The organism is Mycobacterium sp. E1214 (assembly GCF_001666755.1).
Taxonomy (GTDB): Bacteria; Actinomycetota; Actinomycetes; order Mycobacteriales; family Mycobacteriaceae; genus Mycobacterium.
Genome location: NZ_LZJC01000114.1, coordinates 24,292 through 42,389, shown reverse-complemented (window position 1 = coordinate 42,389; position 18,098 = coordinate 24,292). Strand labels below are relative to the sequence as shown.

Below are 18,098 nucleotides of genomic sequence, written 5' to 3'. Positions count from 1 at the left end.
CAGGAGCTCCTCGACCGCGTTGTCCGGGGCGCGGTAGCGGTCGGCGTCGGAGTAGTCCGGCGCCGGCAGCGCGCGGGTGTCGAGTTTGCCGTTCGGGGTGAGCGGCAGGGACTGCAACACCACCACCGCGGTCGGGATCATGTAGCCCGGCAGGCGATCGGCCAGCGCGGAGCGGATGTCGGCGGGGTCGGCCGTCCCGGTCACGTAGCCGACCAGCCGCTTGTCGCCGGGCCGGTCCTCGCGGGCGACGACGACGGCCTGGTCGACGCCGTCGACCCAGGACAGGGCCGCGCTGACGTCGCCGAGCTCGATGCGGTAGCCGCGGATCTTGACCTGCTCGTCGGCGCGGCCCAGATAGTCGAGCTGGCCGTCGGCGCCCCAGCGCACCAGGTCACCGGTGCGGTACATCCGCGCGCCGGGCGCCCCGAACGGGCAGGCCACGAAGCGCGACGAGGTCAAGCCCGCGCGCTGCCAGTAGCCGCTAGCCACCCCGGCGCCGGCGATGTACAGCTCGCCGACCACGCCCGGGGGCACCGGCCGCAGCCACTCGTCCAGCACGAACACCGCCGCGCCCGGCACCGGCGCGCCGATCGGGACCACGCCGGGCCCGCCGGCCTCCAGCGGCGCGCTGATGGCCGCGTACACGGTGGCCTCGGTGGGACCGTAGGCGTTGATCATCGCCCGCCCGGGCGCCCACCGGTCCACCAGCTCCGCGGGGCAGGCCTCGCCGGCCACCACGAGCATCACCGCTTCTAAGCCCTCCGGCGCGAGCACGCCCGCCGCGGACGGGGTCTGGCTCAGCACGCTGACCCGCTCCGCGACCAGCAGGGCGTGGAACTCCTCGGGCGAGCGCGCCACCGACTCGGGGATCACGACCAGCCGGCCGCCGTGCAGCAGCGCACCGAAGATCTCCCACACCGAGACGTCGAAGGCCAGCGAATGCCATTGCGACCACACGCCCTCGCTGGGCAGGCCGTTGTCCCCGGCCGCCAGCAGCGAGACCACGTTGCGGTGCGTCACCGCAACGCCTTTGGGCACACCGGTGGTGCCCGAGGTGTAGATCAGGTACGCGAGGTCCTCCGGTCGCGGCGCCGGCAGCGCGGCGGCGGGCCGCTCGGCGATCGCGGGGTCGCGCGCGTCGATGACCGTCACGCCGTGGCCGCCGAGCCGGGGCGCCAGGTCCGCGGTGGTCAGGGCGGCGACCGGCGCGGCGTCGCCGAGCACGAAGCCGATCCGAGTGTCGGGCAGCGCCGGGTCCATCGGCAGGTAGGCCGCCCCGGTCTTGAGGACCGCCAGGATCGACACGATCGCCTCGGTGGAGCGCGAAAACAGCAGCGCCACAATCCGTCCCGGGCCGGCGCCGCGCTCGGCCAGCAGGTGCGCCAACCGGTTCGACGCCTCGTCGAGCTCGCCATAGGTCATGGACGCGCCGCCGCACACCACCGCGACGGCGTCCGGTGTGCGGGCCGCCTGCGCGGCGAACAGCGCCGGCACCGATTCCGGGGTGGGCACCGGGGCGGTCAGCGCCGCGAGGTTGCCCACCGCCGCGAGGCGGTCACGCTCGGCCCCGTCGAGCAGGTCGACCGCCGACAACGCCTGCTCGGGATCGGCGGTCATCGCCAGCAGCACCCGTTCCAGCCGGCCGATCAGGGCCTCGATGCTGGCCGCGTCGAAGACGTCGGTGCGGAATTCCACGGTGCCGCCGATCCCGGCGGGCTCCCCGGACTCCGTCCAGCGCTCCCCCAGCGAGAACGTCAGATCCATGCGGGCGGTCTGGGTGTCGACCGGCACCGGCGTCACCTCGACGTCGCCCAGGGAAAGTCCGGCGGCGGGGCCGCCGTCGTGCCCGGCGAAGTTCTGCCAGGCCAGCATCACCTGGACCAGGGGGTGATGCGTCAGGCTGCGGGTCGGGTTGAGCCGCTCGACGAGCACCTCGAACGGCACGTCCTGGTGCTCGTAGGCGGCCAGGCTGCGCTGGCGGACCTGCGCGAGCAGTTCGGTGAAGGTCGGGTCCCCGGCGGCGTCGACGCGCAACACCAGGGTGTTGACGAAGAACCCGACCAGGTCGTCGAGGGCGGGGTCGCGCCGCCCGGCGATCGGGAAGCCCACGGCCACATCGGTGCTCGCGCTGATCTTGGACAACAGCACCGCCAGCGCGGTCTGGACGATCATGAAGCTGGTCGCGTTGTGCGCCCGGGCCACCCGGGCCACGCGCTGCTGCAGCGCGGCGGGCCAGTCGATCTCGGCCGTGGCGCCGCGCTGGTCGGCGACCATCGGGTACGGCCGGTCGGTGGGCAGTTGCAGCCGCTCCGGCATGCCCGCCAGCGCGCCCTCCCAGTAGGTCAGCTGCGCGGCGATCCGGCTGTCGGCGTCGGTGAGATCGCCGAATTGCGCGCGCTGCCACAGGGTGTAGTCGACGTACTGCACGGCCAGCGGCGCCCAGTCGGGGGCGCGCCCGGCGCACCGGCTGGCATACGCCGCCCCCAGGTCGCGCACGAGCGGGGTGATCGACATGCCGTCGGCGGCGATGTGGTGGACCACCGCGACCAGCATGTGGTCGTCCCGGCCAACCCGGAAAAGCTGTGCGCGCAGCGGTATCTGGGCGCCCAGGTCGAAGGCGTAGCGGGCGCTGGTGCCGACGGCCTCCGCCAGCTGACCGGCCGTCCAACCCGTGGCGTCCACCACGGCCCAACCGAAGTCGGCGCGGGCGACGGGCAGGACGATCTGCTGCGGGGTGCCCTCGGGCGCCGCGAACAGCGTGCGCAGGCTCTCGTGCCGGGCCACCACGTCGCCCAACGCCGCGCCGAGCGCGTCGGCGTCGAGCGGGCCGCGCAGCCGCAGGGCGGCCGCCATGTTGTACACCGGCGACGGGCCCTGCAACTGGTCGAGGAACCACAACCGGTTCTGCGCGAAGGACAGCGGGACCACGGCGGGCCGCGGGCCAGCGGTCAAGGGCTCCAGCCCGTCGGCGCCCTCGCCGATCCGCGGGGCCAGCTGGGCGACCGTCGGCGACTCGAACACCGTGCGCACCGCCAGGTCGGCATCCAAGGCGGCGTTGATCGCCGCGATGAGGCGCATCGCCGTGATGCTGTCGCCGCCCAGGTCGAAGAACGAGTCGTCGACGCCCACCCGCTCGACGCCGAGCACCTCGGCGTACACCCCGGCCAGGAGCTCCTCGGTGGGGGTCTGCGGGGCGCGGTAGTCGGCGACCGCGTACTCCGGCGCCGGCAGCGCGCGGACGTCGAGCTTGCCGTTGGACGTCAGCGGCAGCGCGTCCAGCGCCACCACCGCGGCGGGCACCATGTAGGCGGGTAGCCGGTCGGCGAGGGCGGTCCGCACCGCGCCTTGATCGGCGGTTCCGGTGATGTAACCGACGAGGCGCTTGACGCCGGACTGGTCCTCGCGCGCGACGACGGCGGCCTGCTGCACGCCGTCCAGCGCGGCGAGCGCGGCCTGCACGTCGCCCAGCTCGATGCGGTAGCCGCGGATCTTGACCTGCTCGTCGGCGCGGCCCAGGTATTCCAGCTCGCCGCCGGAGTTCCAGCGCACCAGGTCCCCGGTGCGGTACATGCGCGTCCCGGCCCCGCCGAAGGGGCAGGAGACAAACCGCGCCGCCGTCAGCGCGGCCCGGCCGAGGTAGCCGACCCCGACGCCGGCGCCGGCCACGTACAGCTCGCCGACCACGCCGGGCGGCACGGGGTTCAGCGCCTCGTCGAGCACGAACAGCGCCGCGCCGGGCACCGGCGCGCCGATCGGCACGGGCCCGATCGTCCCGGCCCGCAGCGGCGCGCTGATCGCCACGCACATCGTCGTCTCGGTGGGGCCGTAGGCGTTGACCATCACCCGCCCGGGCGCCCAGCGCTCGACGACCTCGGCCGAGCACGCCTCCCCGACCGTGACCAGCGCCACCGACTCCAGCCCCTCGGGCTCGAGCATGGCGATGGCGGACGGGGTTTGGGTCAGCACGCTGACGCGCTGGGCGACCAGCAGCGCGTGGAAGTCCTTGGGCGACCGCGTCACCGGCTCGGGCACCACCACCAGGCGGCCGCCGCCCAGCAGCGGCGCGAAGATCTCCCACACCGACACGTCGAAGGCCAACGAGTGGCTGTGCGACCACACCCCCGCGCGAGGCAGGCCCGCGTCCAGCGCCGCCAGCAGCTGCGTGGCGTTGCGATGGGTGATGCCAACGCCTTTCGGGACGCCGGTGGTGCCGGAGGTGTAGATCAGGTATGCCACGCCGTCGGCGCCGGGCACCGGCAGCGCCGTGCCGGGCTGGGTGTGCACGACGGGGTCGTTGACGTCGATCACCGGCAGGCCGTGGCCGGCCAGCCGGCCGGCGAGTTCGGCGGTGCTCAGCGCGACCAGCGGGGCGGCGTCGGCGAGCATGAACGCGATGCGCTCGGCCGGCAGGCCCGGGTCGATCGGCAGGTAGGCCGCGCCGGTCTTGAGCACACCCAGGATGGCCGCGACGGCCTCCGCCGACCGCGTGAACACGACGGCCACCACCCCGCCCGGGGCCGCGCCCGCGGCCGCCAGCAGGTGCGCGAGCCGGTTCGACGCCTCGTCCAGCTCCCGATAGGTCAGCGCCAGGCCGTCGCAGACCACCGCCACCGCCTCCGGCGCGCGGGCCACCTGCTCGGCGAACAACGCCGGGATGGACTGCGGCGCCGGCGCCGGCGCGCCCAGCACGGCCCGGTTGCCCAGGGCGTCGAGGCGCGCGCGCTCGGCGTCGTCGAGCAGGTCCACCGCGGACAGCGGCTGCGCCGGGTCGGCGGTCATGGCCAGCAGCACCCGCTGCAGCCGCCCGATCAGCGCCTCGATACTCGCCGCGTCGAACACGTCGGTGCGGAACTCGACCCGGCCGCCGATCCCGGCGGCCGCACCGGCCGCGGTCCACCGCTCAGCGAGGGAGAACACCAGGTCCATGCGGGCCGACTGGTCGTGCACCGGCACGGAGGTGACCTCCAGGCCCGGCAGCGCCAACGCCGCCGACGGGTCGTCGTGCCCGGTGAAGTTCTGCCAGGCCAGCATCACCTGGACCAGCGGGTGGTGCGTCAGGCTGCGCGTCGGGTTGACCCGCTCGACGAGCACCTCGAACGGCACGTCCTGGTGCTCGAACGCCGCCAGGCTGCGGGCCTGCACCCGCCCGAGCAGTTCGGTGAAGCTGGGGTCACCGGCCAGGTCGACCCGCAGCACCAGGGTGTTGACGAAGAAGCCGACCAGCGCGTCGAGCGCGGGGTCGCGCCGCCCGGCGATCGGGAAGCCCACGGCCACGTCGTTGTTCGCGCTCAACTTGGACAGCAGCACCGCCAGCGCGGCCTGCACCACCATGAAGCTGGTCGCGTTGTGCTCTCGCGCCACGCGGCGGACCTGCTGCTGCAGTTCGGCCGGCCAGTCCACGACCACGCTGTCGCCGCGCTGGTCGGCCACCGGCGGGTAGGGCCGATCGGTGGGCAGTTGCAGCCGCTCGGGCATGCCCGCGAGCGCGTCTTCCCAGTAGGCGAGCTGGGCGCCGATGCGGCTGTCCCGGTCCTCGATGTCGCCGAACTGGGCGCGCTGCCACAGGGTGTAGTCGACGTACTGGACGGGCAGGTCGGCCCAGTCGGGCGCCTGGCCGGCGCAGCGGCTGGCGTAGGCCGCGCTCAGGTCGGCGCCCAGCGGCGCCAGCGACAGGCCGTCCGCGGCGATGTGGTGCACCACGATCACCAGGACGTGCTCGTCCGCGGCGACGGCGAAAAGCCGTGCCTGCATGGGGATTTCGGACGCCAGGTGGAAGGTGTGGCGCGTCGCCGCCGTGATGGCCTCGTCGAGTCGGTCGGCCGGCCAGTCGGTCGCGTCGACGACGTCCCAGCCGAATTCGGCGCGCTCGACCGGCGACACCAGCTGTTGCGGGGTGCCTTCGTGCGACGGGAACAGCGTGCGCAGGCTCTCGTGGCGGGCCACCACGTCGGCCAGGGCCGCGCCCAGGGCGTCGGCGTCGAGCTGGCCGCGCAGCCGCAGCGCGGCCGCCATGTTGTACAGCGGTGAGGGACCCTGGAATTGGTCGATGAACCACAGCCGGTTCTGCGCGAAGGACAGCGGGACCACGTCCGGGCGCTCGCCGGCGACCAGCGGCTCCAGTCGGCCCGCGCTCTCGGTGATCCGCGGCGCCAGCTGGGCGATGGTGGGCGCCTCGAACACGATGCGCACCGGCAGGTCCGATCCCAGCGCGGCGTTGATCGCGGTGATCAGGCGCATCGTGGACAGCGAGTCGCCGCCGAGGTCGAAGAACGAGTCGTCGACGCCCACCCGGTCCACGCCCAGGACCTGGGCGTAGATGCCGGTCAGGATCTCCTCGATCGCGGTGCTCGGGGCGCGGTAGGTGTCGGCGTCGCGGTAGTCGGGCGCCGGCAGCGCGCGGGTGTCGAGCTTGCCGTTGACCGTCACCGGCAGCGCGTCCAGCGCGACCACCGCGGTGGGGACCATGTAGGCGGGCAGCCGCTCGGCCAGCGCGGCGCGGGCCTTGGCGACGTCGGCCGAGCCGGTGACATAGCCGACCAGCCGCTTGTCGCCGTGGCGATCCTCGCGGGCGATGACGACGGCCTGCTCGACGCCGTCGATGGCGGCCAGGGCGGCCTGGATCTCGCCGAGTTCGATGCGGTAGCCGCGGACCTTGACCTGCTCGTCGGCGCGGCCCAGGTAGCGCAGCTGACCGTCGGGGCCCCAGCAGACCAGGTCGCCGGTGCGGTACATCCGCGCTCCCGGTTCGCCGAAGGGGCACGCCAGGAATCGCGACGCCGTCAGCGCGGAGCGGCGCCAGTACCCGACGCCGACCCCGGCGCCGGCGAGGTACAGCTCGCCGACCACGCCGGCGGGCACCGGCCGCAGCCACTCGTCGAGGACGAAGAACGCCGCGCGGGTCACCGGAGCACCGATCGGCGGGAAACCCGAACCGGCCTGCAGCGGCGCGCTCTTGCACGCCCACATGGTGGTCTCGGTGGGGCCGTAGACGTTGACCATCACCCGGTTCGGCGCCCAGCGGTCGACGAGTTCGGGCGGGCAGGGCTCGGCGCCGATCACCAGCGCCGTCCCGTCCAGGCCGTCGGTGGGCAGCACGCCCACCGCCGACGGGGTCTGGGTCAAGACGGTGACGCCTTCGCGAATCAGCAGCGCGTGGAACTCTTCCGGCGATCGGGCCGCCGCGTCGGGCACCACCACCAGGCGACCGCCGTGCAGCAGCGCGCCCCAGATCTCCCACACGGAGAAGTCGAAGGAATACGAGTGGAACTGCGTCCACACCTGTTGCGGCGACAGCTCGATGCCGATCCGCAGCGCGTCGAACAGCTGGGCCACATTGTGTTGGGTGACGGCAACGCCTTTGGGCACGCCGGTGGTCCCGGAGGTGTAGATGATGTGGGCGAGGTCGGTCGGCGCCGGCGCGGGCGGCGCCGCCGCGGGCTGGGCCGCCACCACGGGGTCGGCCACGTCGATGACCGGCAGCTCCAACCCGTCGAACCGGTCGGCCAGCGCGGCCGTGGTGACGACCGCCACCGGCGCGGCGTCGCCGAGCATGAACTCGACGCGGGCGGCCGGGAGCGCGGGGTCGATCGGCAGGTAGGCCGCCCCGGACTTGAGCGCCGCCACGATGGCCACGATCGCCTCGTCGGAGCGGGGGAACATCAGCGCCACCGACGCGCCTGGGCCCGCCCCGCGGTCGATCAGCAGGTGCGCCAACCGGTTGGCCGCCTCGTCGAGCTCCCGGTAGGTCATCGACCGGTCCGCGAACGTCAGCGCGACCGCGTCAGGCGTGCGGGCCGCCTGCGCGGCGAACAGTTCCGCCACCGACACCGGCGTGACCGGCTCGGCGAGGACGCCCTGGTTGCCCCAGGCGGCCAACCGGGCGTGCTCGGCCGGGTCCAGCAGGTCCACCGAGGACAGCCGGCGCTCCGGCTCCGCCGTGACGGCCGTCAGCAGCCGCTGCAGCCGTTCGATCAGCGCCTCGACGGTCTCGGCGTCGTACACGTCGGTGCGGTACTCCGCCGTCACCGCGATGCCGGCCCGCTGGCCGGACTCGGTGAAGCGCTCGGCCAGCGAGAAGGTCAGATCCATGCGGGCGGTGTCGGTGTGCACCGGCAGCGGCGTGACCTGCAGGTCGCCCAGGGCCAGGCCGCCCGCGGGTGCGGTCACCTCGCCGGGGAAGTTCTCCCAGCCCAACAGCACCTGGATCAGCGGGTGATGGGTCGGGCTGCGGGCCGGGTTGAGCCGCTCCACCAGCAGCTCGAACGGCACGTCCTGGTGCTCGAACGCGGCGAGGCTGCGCCGGCGCACCTGGGCCAGCAGTTCGGCGAAGGTGGGGTCCCCGCCCAGCTCCGTCAGGTCGACCCGCAGCACCAGGGTGTTGACGAAGAACCCGATCAGGTCGTCGAGCGCCGCCTCCGAGCGCCCGGCGATCGGGAAGCCGATCGCCACGTCGGGACTCGCGCTGATCTTGGCGAGCAGCGCGGCGAACGCCGCCTGGATCACCATGAAGCTGGTCGCGTTGTGCTCGCGCGCCACTCGGTGCAGTTGCTGTTGCAGCTCGGCGGGCCAGTCGGCGGCCAGTCGCGCGCCGCGGTGGTCGGCGACCGGCGGGTAGGGCCGGTCGGTGGGCAGTTGCAGGCGCTCGGGCAGCCCGGCGAGGGCGTCGGCCCAGAAGTCGAGTTGCGCGGCGATGCGGCTGCCGCTGTCATCGACGTCGCCGAGGTAGGCGCGCTGCCACAGCGTGTAGTCGACGTACTGCACCGCCAGCGGCGCCCAGTCGGGGGCCTGCCCCGCGCACCGGCTGGCGTAGGCCACGCCGAGGTCGCGCGCGAACGGCGTGATCGACCAGCCGTCGGCCGCGATGTGGTGCACCGCCACCACCAGCATGTGTTCGTCGTCGCTGAGCGCGAAAAGCTCGGTGTGCAGCGGGCTTTCGCTGGACAGGTCGAACGCGTACTGGGCCGCCGCTGACATTCGCTCGCGCAGCCGCTCCTCGGGCCAGCCGCGGGCGTCGACGACCTCGCACGCGAAGCCGATCCGCTCTGCGGGAATCACCACCTGCTGCGGGACGCCGTCGGAGGCGGCGAACACGGTGCGCAGGCTCTCGTGGCGGCCCACGACGTCGGCCAGCGCCGCGGCCAGCGCGGCGGCGTCGAGGTGCCCGCGCAGCCGCAACGCGACGGTGACGTTGTAAATCGGTGAGGGGCCTTGGAATTGGTCGATGAACCACAGCCGGGTCTGGGCGAACGACAGCGGGATCACCGCGGGCCGCTCCCCCGCCACCAACGGCTCGGGCCGATCGGCGTCCACGCCGGCCAGCAGCGCCAACTGAGCGGGGGTCGGCGCCTCGAATACGGCCCGCACCCCCAGGTCGGAGCTCAGGCTGGTGTTGACGGCGGCGATCAGGCGCATCGCCGACAGCGAGTCACCGCCGAGATCGAAGAACGAGTCGTCGACGCCGACGCGCTCCAGCCCGAGCACCTGGGCGTAGATGCCCACCAGAATTTCCTCGGCCGCCGTGGACGGGGCGCGGTACCGGTCCACGTCTTGATATTCCGGCTCCGGCAACGCTTTTCGGTCGAGCTTGCCCGACGTGGTCATCGGGAATTCCTCGAGCGCCACGATGTGCGTCGGCACCATGTACTCCGGCAGCCACGCGCTCAGGCGCTCGCGGATCTCACCGATCTTGGTGTTGGTGCGCGGGTCGTTGGCGTGGCTGGTGCGCCGCCGGTGACCGGTGGGCGGCAGGTACAGGTCGGTCAGCGCGGCGGTGTCGTCGGCGCCGACGAAGACCGCGCTCAGCGTGCCCGCATCGGCGCCCCACGTCACCGCGACGCGGTATCCGACGGATTCGCCGATGCGGTGCAATTCCTCGGCCACGGCGGCGTCGGTGACGGCGTCCGCCTCGGCGAGCGCTTCGGCCACGGGTTGCCCTGCGGCGAGCGCCTTTTCGATGCGCACGTCCGCGGCGACCCCGGCCTGCGGGATGTCGGTGACGCGGACGACGGGGGGACGCTGGGACGCCAGCACGTCGCGCAGGCCGTCGCGGCCCCCGCATTCGGTCCACGACCAGGTGGGCGCGTCCGCCACGGACCGCACGGCCGCGGGCGCTTTGCGGATGACGACGTCGTAGCGATACCGGTTCAGCTCGTTGTCGGAGAACCCGCGCTTGACCTGAATGTCGACGCCGCCGGCCACCGGGCAGCTGACCGCCCAGGTGGTAAAAAACTCTGGCGCCAAGAGCAATTCGGTCTCACCGAGCATCGCGTGGCGGACCCGTTGGCGCAGGTCGGCCGCCTCGGTGGCGGCGCTGCCGCCCCGGGCCAGCGCGATGGCCGTCTGGAACGCACCCTGCAGGGTGTGGTTGCGAACGTCACCGATGAACAGCGCTCCGCCCGGCGCGAGCAACTCCATGGCGTTGTCGATGACCTCGGCAAGGTAACCGGCGTTCGGGAAGTACTGGACGACCGAGTTGACGATGATGGTGTCGAAGTGGCCGCGCGGCAGCCCGTCGATGACGTGCGCGGGTTGCGTGTGCAACTGGACCCGGTCACGCCAGGGCAGCTGCAGCCGCTCCATCGAGCGGGCCAGGTTGTCGATCGCCACCGGCGAAAAGTCCGTCGCCACATATTCTTCCGCGAGCGGGGCGACCTGTGACAGCAGCAGGCCCGAGCCGGCGCCGATCTCGAGGACGCGCCGCGGCCGCAGGGCGGTGATCCGCTCCACGGTGGCGGCACGCCACTCGACCATCTCCTCGAGCGGGATCGGGTCACCGCTGTAGCTGCTGTTCCAACCGCGGAAGTCCATCCCGAAACCGGACTCGAGGTCCGCGCCGTAGAGGTCGTCGTAAAGGTGTTGCCACTCCTCGACGTTGCCCTCGTCGTGGTCGGCGCCGAGGGTGTGGTCGAGCGTCACGTAGGCGACCAAGTGGGAGCCGGTGGCGCCGTCGAGCACGGTGACGGCGGCCTGGGTGACCTGCGGGCAGGCCAGCAACGTGTTCTCGATCTCGCCCAACTCGATGCGCTGACCGCGCAGCTTGATCTGGCTGTCGGCGCGGCCAACGAAGTCCAGGTCGCCGTCGCGGGTCCAGCGCACCAAGTCGCCGGTGCGGTACATGCGGGTCCCGGCACCGCTGGAGGGATCGGCGAAGGGGTTGGCCACGAAGCGTTCCGCGGTCAGGTCCACCCGGCCCATGTAGCCGTGCGCCAGCGCCGGGCCGCTCAGGTACAGCTCGCCCACCACGCCCACCGGGACCGGCTTCAACCAGGCGTCCAGCACGACCGCGCACACCCCGGGCAGCGGGGTGCCGATGCGGACCGGGCTGTCGGCCGACAGCGGCGCGCTGGAGGTGACCCATACCGTCGCCTCGCTCGGGCCGTAGACGTTGAACAGCCGCCGACCGGGCGCCCACGCGGCCACCAGCTCCTTGGGGCACGCCTCGCCGCCGACCATCAGCTTGTCGAAGTCGGCGAGCCGGGCGCGGTCCAGCGACGACAGCACCGTGGGGGTCATGAAGGCCGCGTTGACCCGCTGGCTTTGCAGCAGGGCGGTCAGCGGCTCACCGGCGTACACCTGCGGCGGGGCCACGACCAGCGCGGCGCCGGACGCGGCGGCGAGCAACATCTCGCCGACCGAGGCGTCGAAGGTCGGCGAGGCCACCATCAGCACCCGCGTGTCGGAGGTCAACTCGCATGACTTGCATTGCGCCGCAGCCCATCCCCGCAGACCCAGGTGGCTGACCATGACGCCCTTCGGGGTGCCGGTCGAACCCGACGTGAAGATCACATAGGCGGTGTTGCGCGGGGTCAGCGGCGCCAGGCGGTCGGCGTCGGTGAGCTCCCCCGCGGCCCGCGCGGACAGGTCCAGCCCGTCGATCCGCACGACCGGGCGGGTCCCGGCGCCGGCGACCTCGTCGGTGCCGCGCGCCAGCACGCACACCGCGTCGACGGCGTTGAGCACCGCGGCGACCCGCTCCACCGGGTGGTCGAGGTCCACCGGCGCGTGGATGCCGCCGGCCTTGACCACGGCCCACCAGGCGACCACCAGTTCGGCGCTGCGACCCACCGCCACGCCCACGGCGCGTTCGGGGCCCACGCCCGCGTCGATCAGCACCCGCGCCAACCGCGTCGACCACTCGTCGAGGTCGCGGTAGGACAGCTCGCGCCCACCGTCGATGACCGCCGGCGCGTCCGGGGCGATCGTCAGCGCCTCCGCGAGCAGCTCCGGCGCCACCCCGACCGGCCCGGTGGTGCCGGCGCCGGACAGCCGCGAGAGCACCAGCTCCCGCTCGTCGCGGTCGAGCAGCTCGACCGTGGAGAGCCGGCGGCCCGGATCGCTCGTCATCGCCTCCAGGACGCGCTGGAAGCGCGCGAGCAGCGACGCGATACCGGCGGTGTCGAACACGTCGGCGTCGTATTCCACGTGCAGGCCGAGCTCGGCGCCGGGCAGGGCCTCCACGGTCAGCGGGTAGTGGTTGTACTCGCGGTTGGTGATGTCGGCGATGGCCAGCCCGTCGGCGCCCAGCGTCATGCCGTCCTCGACCGGGTAGTTCTCGTAGACGAACAGCGTGTCGAAGAGCTGGTCGTGGCCGGTGACCCGGTGGATCTCGCTGAGGGCCAGGTGTTGGTGCTCGAGCGCGTCGTTGTGGTTGGCCTGCATCTGGGCGAGCAGTTCGACCGTGGTGGTGGTCGCGCGGATGTCGGCGCGCACCGGCACCGTGTTGATCAGCAGCCCCACCATCGATTCGGCGTCGTCGACCTCCTGGCCGACGCGCGACCGCGGGGTCCCGAAGACGACGTCGTGCTGGCCGGTCAGCGAGGTCAACACCACGGCCCAGGCCGCCTGCAGGACGGTGCTGACGGTGGTGTGGCACGAGCGGGCCAGCTCGCCGAGGGCCCGCGTGATGTGCTCGGGCACCCGGGACTTCTCGAAGCCCCGCCGCCCCTGGCCCAACCGGTCCTGCGGCCCGACCAGGGTGGGCGTGTCGAAGCCGGACAGCACCTGTCCCCAGGCGTCGCGGGCGGCGTCGAGGTCCCGGTCGGCCAGCCACGTCAAGAACGTCCGGTAGGAACCGGCGGCCGGCAGCCGCTCCCCGTAGTAGCTGGTGAAGATCTCGCGCAGCAGGATCGGCAGCGACCAGCCGTCGAGCAGGATGTGGTGGTTGGTCAGCAGGAACCGGTGCGCGCGGTCGGCGGTGCGGATCAGGGCGACACGAAACGCCGCCTGGCCCGTCAGGTCGCGCACGGCGGCCCGCTCGGACGCCGAGAGCTCGTCGATCAGCTGGTCGGCCTCGGCCGGCGCGGTGCCGTCGAGGTCGAGGTAGCGCCACCCGACCGCCGGGTCCGCGGGGATGATCTGCACCGGCTCGTCGTAGCGCTCGCAGAACAGCGCGGCCAGGTGCGGGTGGCGGTTGACGACCGTGCGGACGGCGTCGTGCAGCCGGTCGGGGTCCAGCGGTCCGGTGAGCGTGAAGTCCAGCTGCACCGCGTACATGTCGTCGCTGTCCTGGGCGGTGCTGGAGTGGAACAGCAGCCCCTGCTGCAGCGGGGTCAGCGGCAGGATGTCGGCGATGTGGTGCTGGCGTTGCAGCTCGTCGATCTCCTGCTGGCTCAACCGGGCCGGCGCGATGTCCGACGGGGTCAGCCCGCCGCCGCCGGCGCGCACGTGAGCGCACACGCCGGTCAGCGCCTCGAACCACAGCCGGCTCAACACGGTCACTTGCGCGGCATCGAGAACCGAAGGCGCCCAAGTCCATTCGGCGTGCAGGTGTGGTCCGGCGCCGGTGTCGATGGTGCCGGCGTTGAGTTCGACGGTGTGCATCAGCGGCATCGGCACCGCGGCGGCGACGCCGATGTGCGAAAGGCCGTCCTGGCTGATCGTCCAGCCGGCGGCCGGCGCCTCGCCGGCCGCGCCCTGGCGCCCGAGGTAGTTGAAGGCGATGGTCGGGTCCGGCCCGGCGAGGTCGACCTCGCCGTTGAGGTAACGCAGCAGCCCGTAGGTCACCGGCTCCGGCAGCGCCCGCAGCTGCTCCTTGGCGTATTTGACGACGGCGCCGAGCGCGGGGTCGCCGCCGGCGATCTGCGCCCAGTCCAGCCCCGCCAGGGCGCCCGCGACGTTCAGCGACACCGGGTATTTGGTGGTGAACCACCCGACCGTGCGCGACAGGTCGACGTCGGCGGCGAGTTCCTCGTGGCGGCCGTGACCCTCGACGTCGATGCCGATCGGCGCGGCCACGTCACCGAGGAACTCCGCCCACGCCAGCGCGAACGCGATCAACAGGATGTCCTGGATGCCGGCGTGGAACGCCGTCGGCACCTCGCCGAGCAGGATGGCGGTGGTCTCGGCGTCCAGCTCCACCGACAACCGCCCGGCGGTCGCGTAGGTATCGGCCTCGGGCCGCGCGGCGGGCAGGGCGGCGGGGGTCGCCGCCACCTTCTTCCACGCGCCGAGCTGCCGGACGACCTCGGGCCGGCGCGCGTGCTCGTCGAGCAGCGTGGCCCACCGGGCGAACGACGTGCCCGCCGCGGGCAGCTCGACCGGCTGCCCGGCGCGGTGCAGCGCCCACGCGATGTTCAAGTCTTCCAACAGAATCCACCACGACACCGCGTCGACGGCCAGGTGGTGGATGATGACGGCCAGTTGACCGGTGGACTCGACCCACACCGCGGACAGCATCGCCCCGGCGGCCGGGTTCAGCCGCGATCGCGCCTGCAGCAGCGCCGCGTCGGACAACTCCGCGACCGATCGCAGGCAGTCCTGCGCGCGCACCGCGCCGGCCTCGGGCGCCTGCAGCGACCAGCCGCCGGCGTCGTCGGCGTCGACCCGCAGCCGCAGCATGGGGTGCCGGTCGATCAACGCCTGCAGAACGACCGCCACCTCGGCCTCGGTCACGCCGGCGGGCGCCTGCACCATCACCGTCTGGTTGAACTCGTCGATGGGGCCGGGCGTGGTTTGCAGCCACCGCATGATCGGGGTGGCGAGCACCGGCCCGACGCCCTCGTCGACGACGCCGTCGGCGCCGCCGGTGACGGCGGCGACCCGGGCCAGCCGGGCGACCGTCTGCTCGACGAAGACGTCGCGCGGTCGGCACGTCAGCCCGGCGGCGCGCGCCCGGGCGACCACCTGCAACGACAGGATGCTGTCGCCGCCGAGCTCGAAGAACGATTCGTCGACACCGACCCGGTCGACGCCGAGCACCTCGGCGTAGATGCCGGCCAGGATCTCCTCGACCGCGTTGCCGGGCGCCCGGTATTCCCGCGCGGTGTACTCGGGGGCGGGCAGGGCGCGGGTGTCGAGCTTGCCGTTGACGGTGAGGGGGAACGCGTCGAGGCCGACCACCGCGGTCGGCACCATGTAGGCCGGGAGGCGCTCGGCGAGCGCCGCGCGCGCCTGCGCCGGGTCGACGGTGCCGGTGACGTAACCGACCAGCCGCTTATCGCCGGGCCGGTCCTCGCGGGCGATGACGACCGCCTGCTCGACGCCCTCGAGCGCGGCTAGCGCGGCCTGGATCTCGCCCAGTTCGATGCGGTAACCGCGGATCTTGACCTGCTCGTCGGCGCGGCCCAGGTAGCGCAGCTGACCGTCGGCGCCCCAGCTCACCAGGTCACCCGTGCGGTACATCCGCGCCCCGGGTTCACCGAACGGGCACGCCACGAAGCGCGAACCGGTCAGTCCGGCCCGTCCCACGTAGCCGGCCGTCACGCCGTCACCGGCGACGTACAGCTCGCCGGCGACGCCCTGCGGCACCGGCCGCAGCCAGGGGTCGAGCGCGAACAGCGCGGCCTGCGGCACCGGCTGACCGATGGGGGGCGTGCCGGATCCCGGTGCCAGCGGGGCGCTGATCGCCACGCACATCGTCGTCTCGGTCGGGCCGTAGGCGTTCACCATCACGCGGCCGGGCGCCCACTGGTCCACGACCTCCGCCGGGCAGGCCTCACCAACCACGGCCAGGGTCACCGCGTCGAGCCCCAAGGGGGCGAGCATCGCGACGGCCGACGGGGTCTGCGTGAGCATGTCGACCTCTTCGGCGACCAGCACCTCGTGCAGGTCCTCGGGCGAGCGCGCCACGTCTTCGGAGACCACCACGACGCGGCCGCCGCGCAGCAGCGCGCCGAAGATCTCCCACACCGAAACGTCGAACGCATAGGAGTGGCACTGCGACCAGACGCCCGCGGCGGGCAGGCCGGCGCCCAACGACGTCATCAGCTGGGTGACGTTGTGGTTGGTGACGGCCACGCCCTTGGGGGTCCCGGTGGTGCCCGAGGTGTAGATCAGGTAGGCGACGTTCGCCGGGTCGGGCGGGGGCAGCGCCGTGCCGGGCTGGGCGTCGACGCGCGGGTCGGCGACGTCGATGATCGCGATGTCGTGGCCGTCGACCCGGTCGGCCAGGGCGGCCGTACTGACCGCGGCCACGGGCGCGGCGTCGGCGAGCATGAAGGCGATGCGGGAGTCCGGCGAGGCCGGTTCGATCGGCAGATACGCCGCGCCGGTCTTGAGCACCGCGAGGATCGACACGATCGCCTCGGGCGAGCGCGGCAACAGCAGCGCGACGTAGTCCCCCGCCGCCACGCCGCGCTCGATCAGCGTGCGCGCCAGGCGGTTCGACGCTTCGTCGAGCTCCCGGTAGGTCAGGCGTCGGTCCTCGTGCACCAGCGCGACCGCCTCGGGGGTGCGCGCCGCGTGCATGGCGAACAACTCCGCCACCGACACCGGCGCGCCGGATCCGCCGCCCAGGACCGCGCGGTTACCGATGCCGTCCAGCCCGGCGCGCTCGTCGGCGTCGAGGACGTCCAACGACGACAACCGCCGCTGCGGGTCGGCCACCATGGCCGCCAACACCCGTTGCAGCCGCGACCCGAGATCGGCGGCGTCGAAGTTCGCGAACGGTTGCCCGGTGCCGACCGTGCTCAGGTATTGCTGATCGCCGAAGCCCAGGAAGAACAGCCCGAAGTGGCCCACCGGGCCGAAGCTGGTGTACGTCGCGGTCGCCGGCACATCGCCCAGGCTCAGGGTCAGACGGGCGGGCACGAAGTTGACGACGACGCGATTGGGCGCCTGTCGCGGGCCGGCGAATCCACCCTCGCCCTCCAGCGTCCGCGTGGGAAAAAGCTGATGCCGCAACGCTTCTCGCGAGCGCTGGTCGACCTGCCGGCAGAAATCGGCAAAGGTAGTCCGCGGCGCCGCGTCGAGCACCAGGGGCACCACCCCGGCGAGCATGCCGGGGTGGGTCTTGGCGTCGGGGTCCGTCCGCCGGCTGACGGGGAAGTCGAGGACGACCTCGTCACCGCCTCCGGCGCTCCACCCCCGCACCAGCAGCGCGCAGGCCGCCGTGAGCACCGACGACCGCCGGATCCGCAGCGACTTCGACAGCTCCTTGACCTTGCCGATGATCGACTCGTCCAATTGCACTGGTGGAGAAGGCATGTACGGGTCGCGCCCGTCGTCGACCGCGGTCACCGGGTAATCGGGCCCGCTTCCCGAAGGCCGGTGTGCAGACCAATACTGTTGGTCGTCAACGAATTTCGGGGATGCCTCGTAGTCCAGCTCGCTGCCGACCAAGTCGCGCAGCGAACCGAAGAAGGCGGGAGAGGCGGGTTCGCCGGCGACGAGGGCGGAGTAGATGGCGGCGATGCGCCGGCCGATGAGCGCGATGCCCATGCCGTCCATGGCGATGTGGTGACAGACCGTGAACCAGTAGTACTCGTCGGCGCGCGTCCGGAACAGCGAGAACTTGATCATCGGGCCGGTCAGCGGCATCGGCGTGCGCTGGATCGCGGCCGCGGTTTCGCGGACCTCTCGCTCGGGGTCGGCGGACTCGGTGAGGTCGTAGAAGAGCAGGTCGACGTCGTTGGGCTCCGCGGCCTTCTGGAACACCTGGCCGTCGACTTCGAAGAAGGAGGCCCGAAGCGACTCGGCCTCGGCCACCACCTGGCGCATCGCCTGATGCAGCAGCGTGGGTTCGATCGCGCCCTCGATCCGCACCAGCACGCCCAGCTGCCAAGCCACATCGAACTGGCCGGTTTGCTGCGCCAGCCAGATATCCAGCTGGCCCCGCGTCAGCGGAAGTGCCCGGTCATCAAGCGTCACTGCGTCCCCCCACG

The 18,098-nt window shown here is 72.8% G+C and carries 1 protein-coding gene; it reads right to left on the bottom strand.

Annotated elements, in window-relative coordinates; all coding sequences use genetic code 11:
* Nucleotides 1-18,084, bottom strand: an 18,084-nt coding sequence (locus tag A5700_RS16115) for a non-ribosomal peptide synthetase (protein WP_156671248.1), incomplete at its 3' end; no start/stop codon positions are given.
* Between the last annotated feature and the right edge of the window lie 14 nt (nucleotides 18,085-18,098).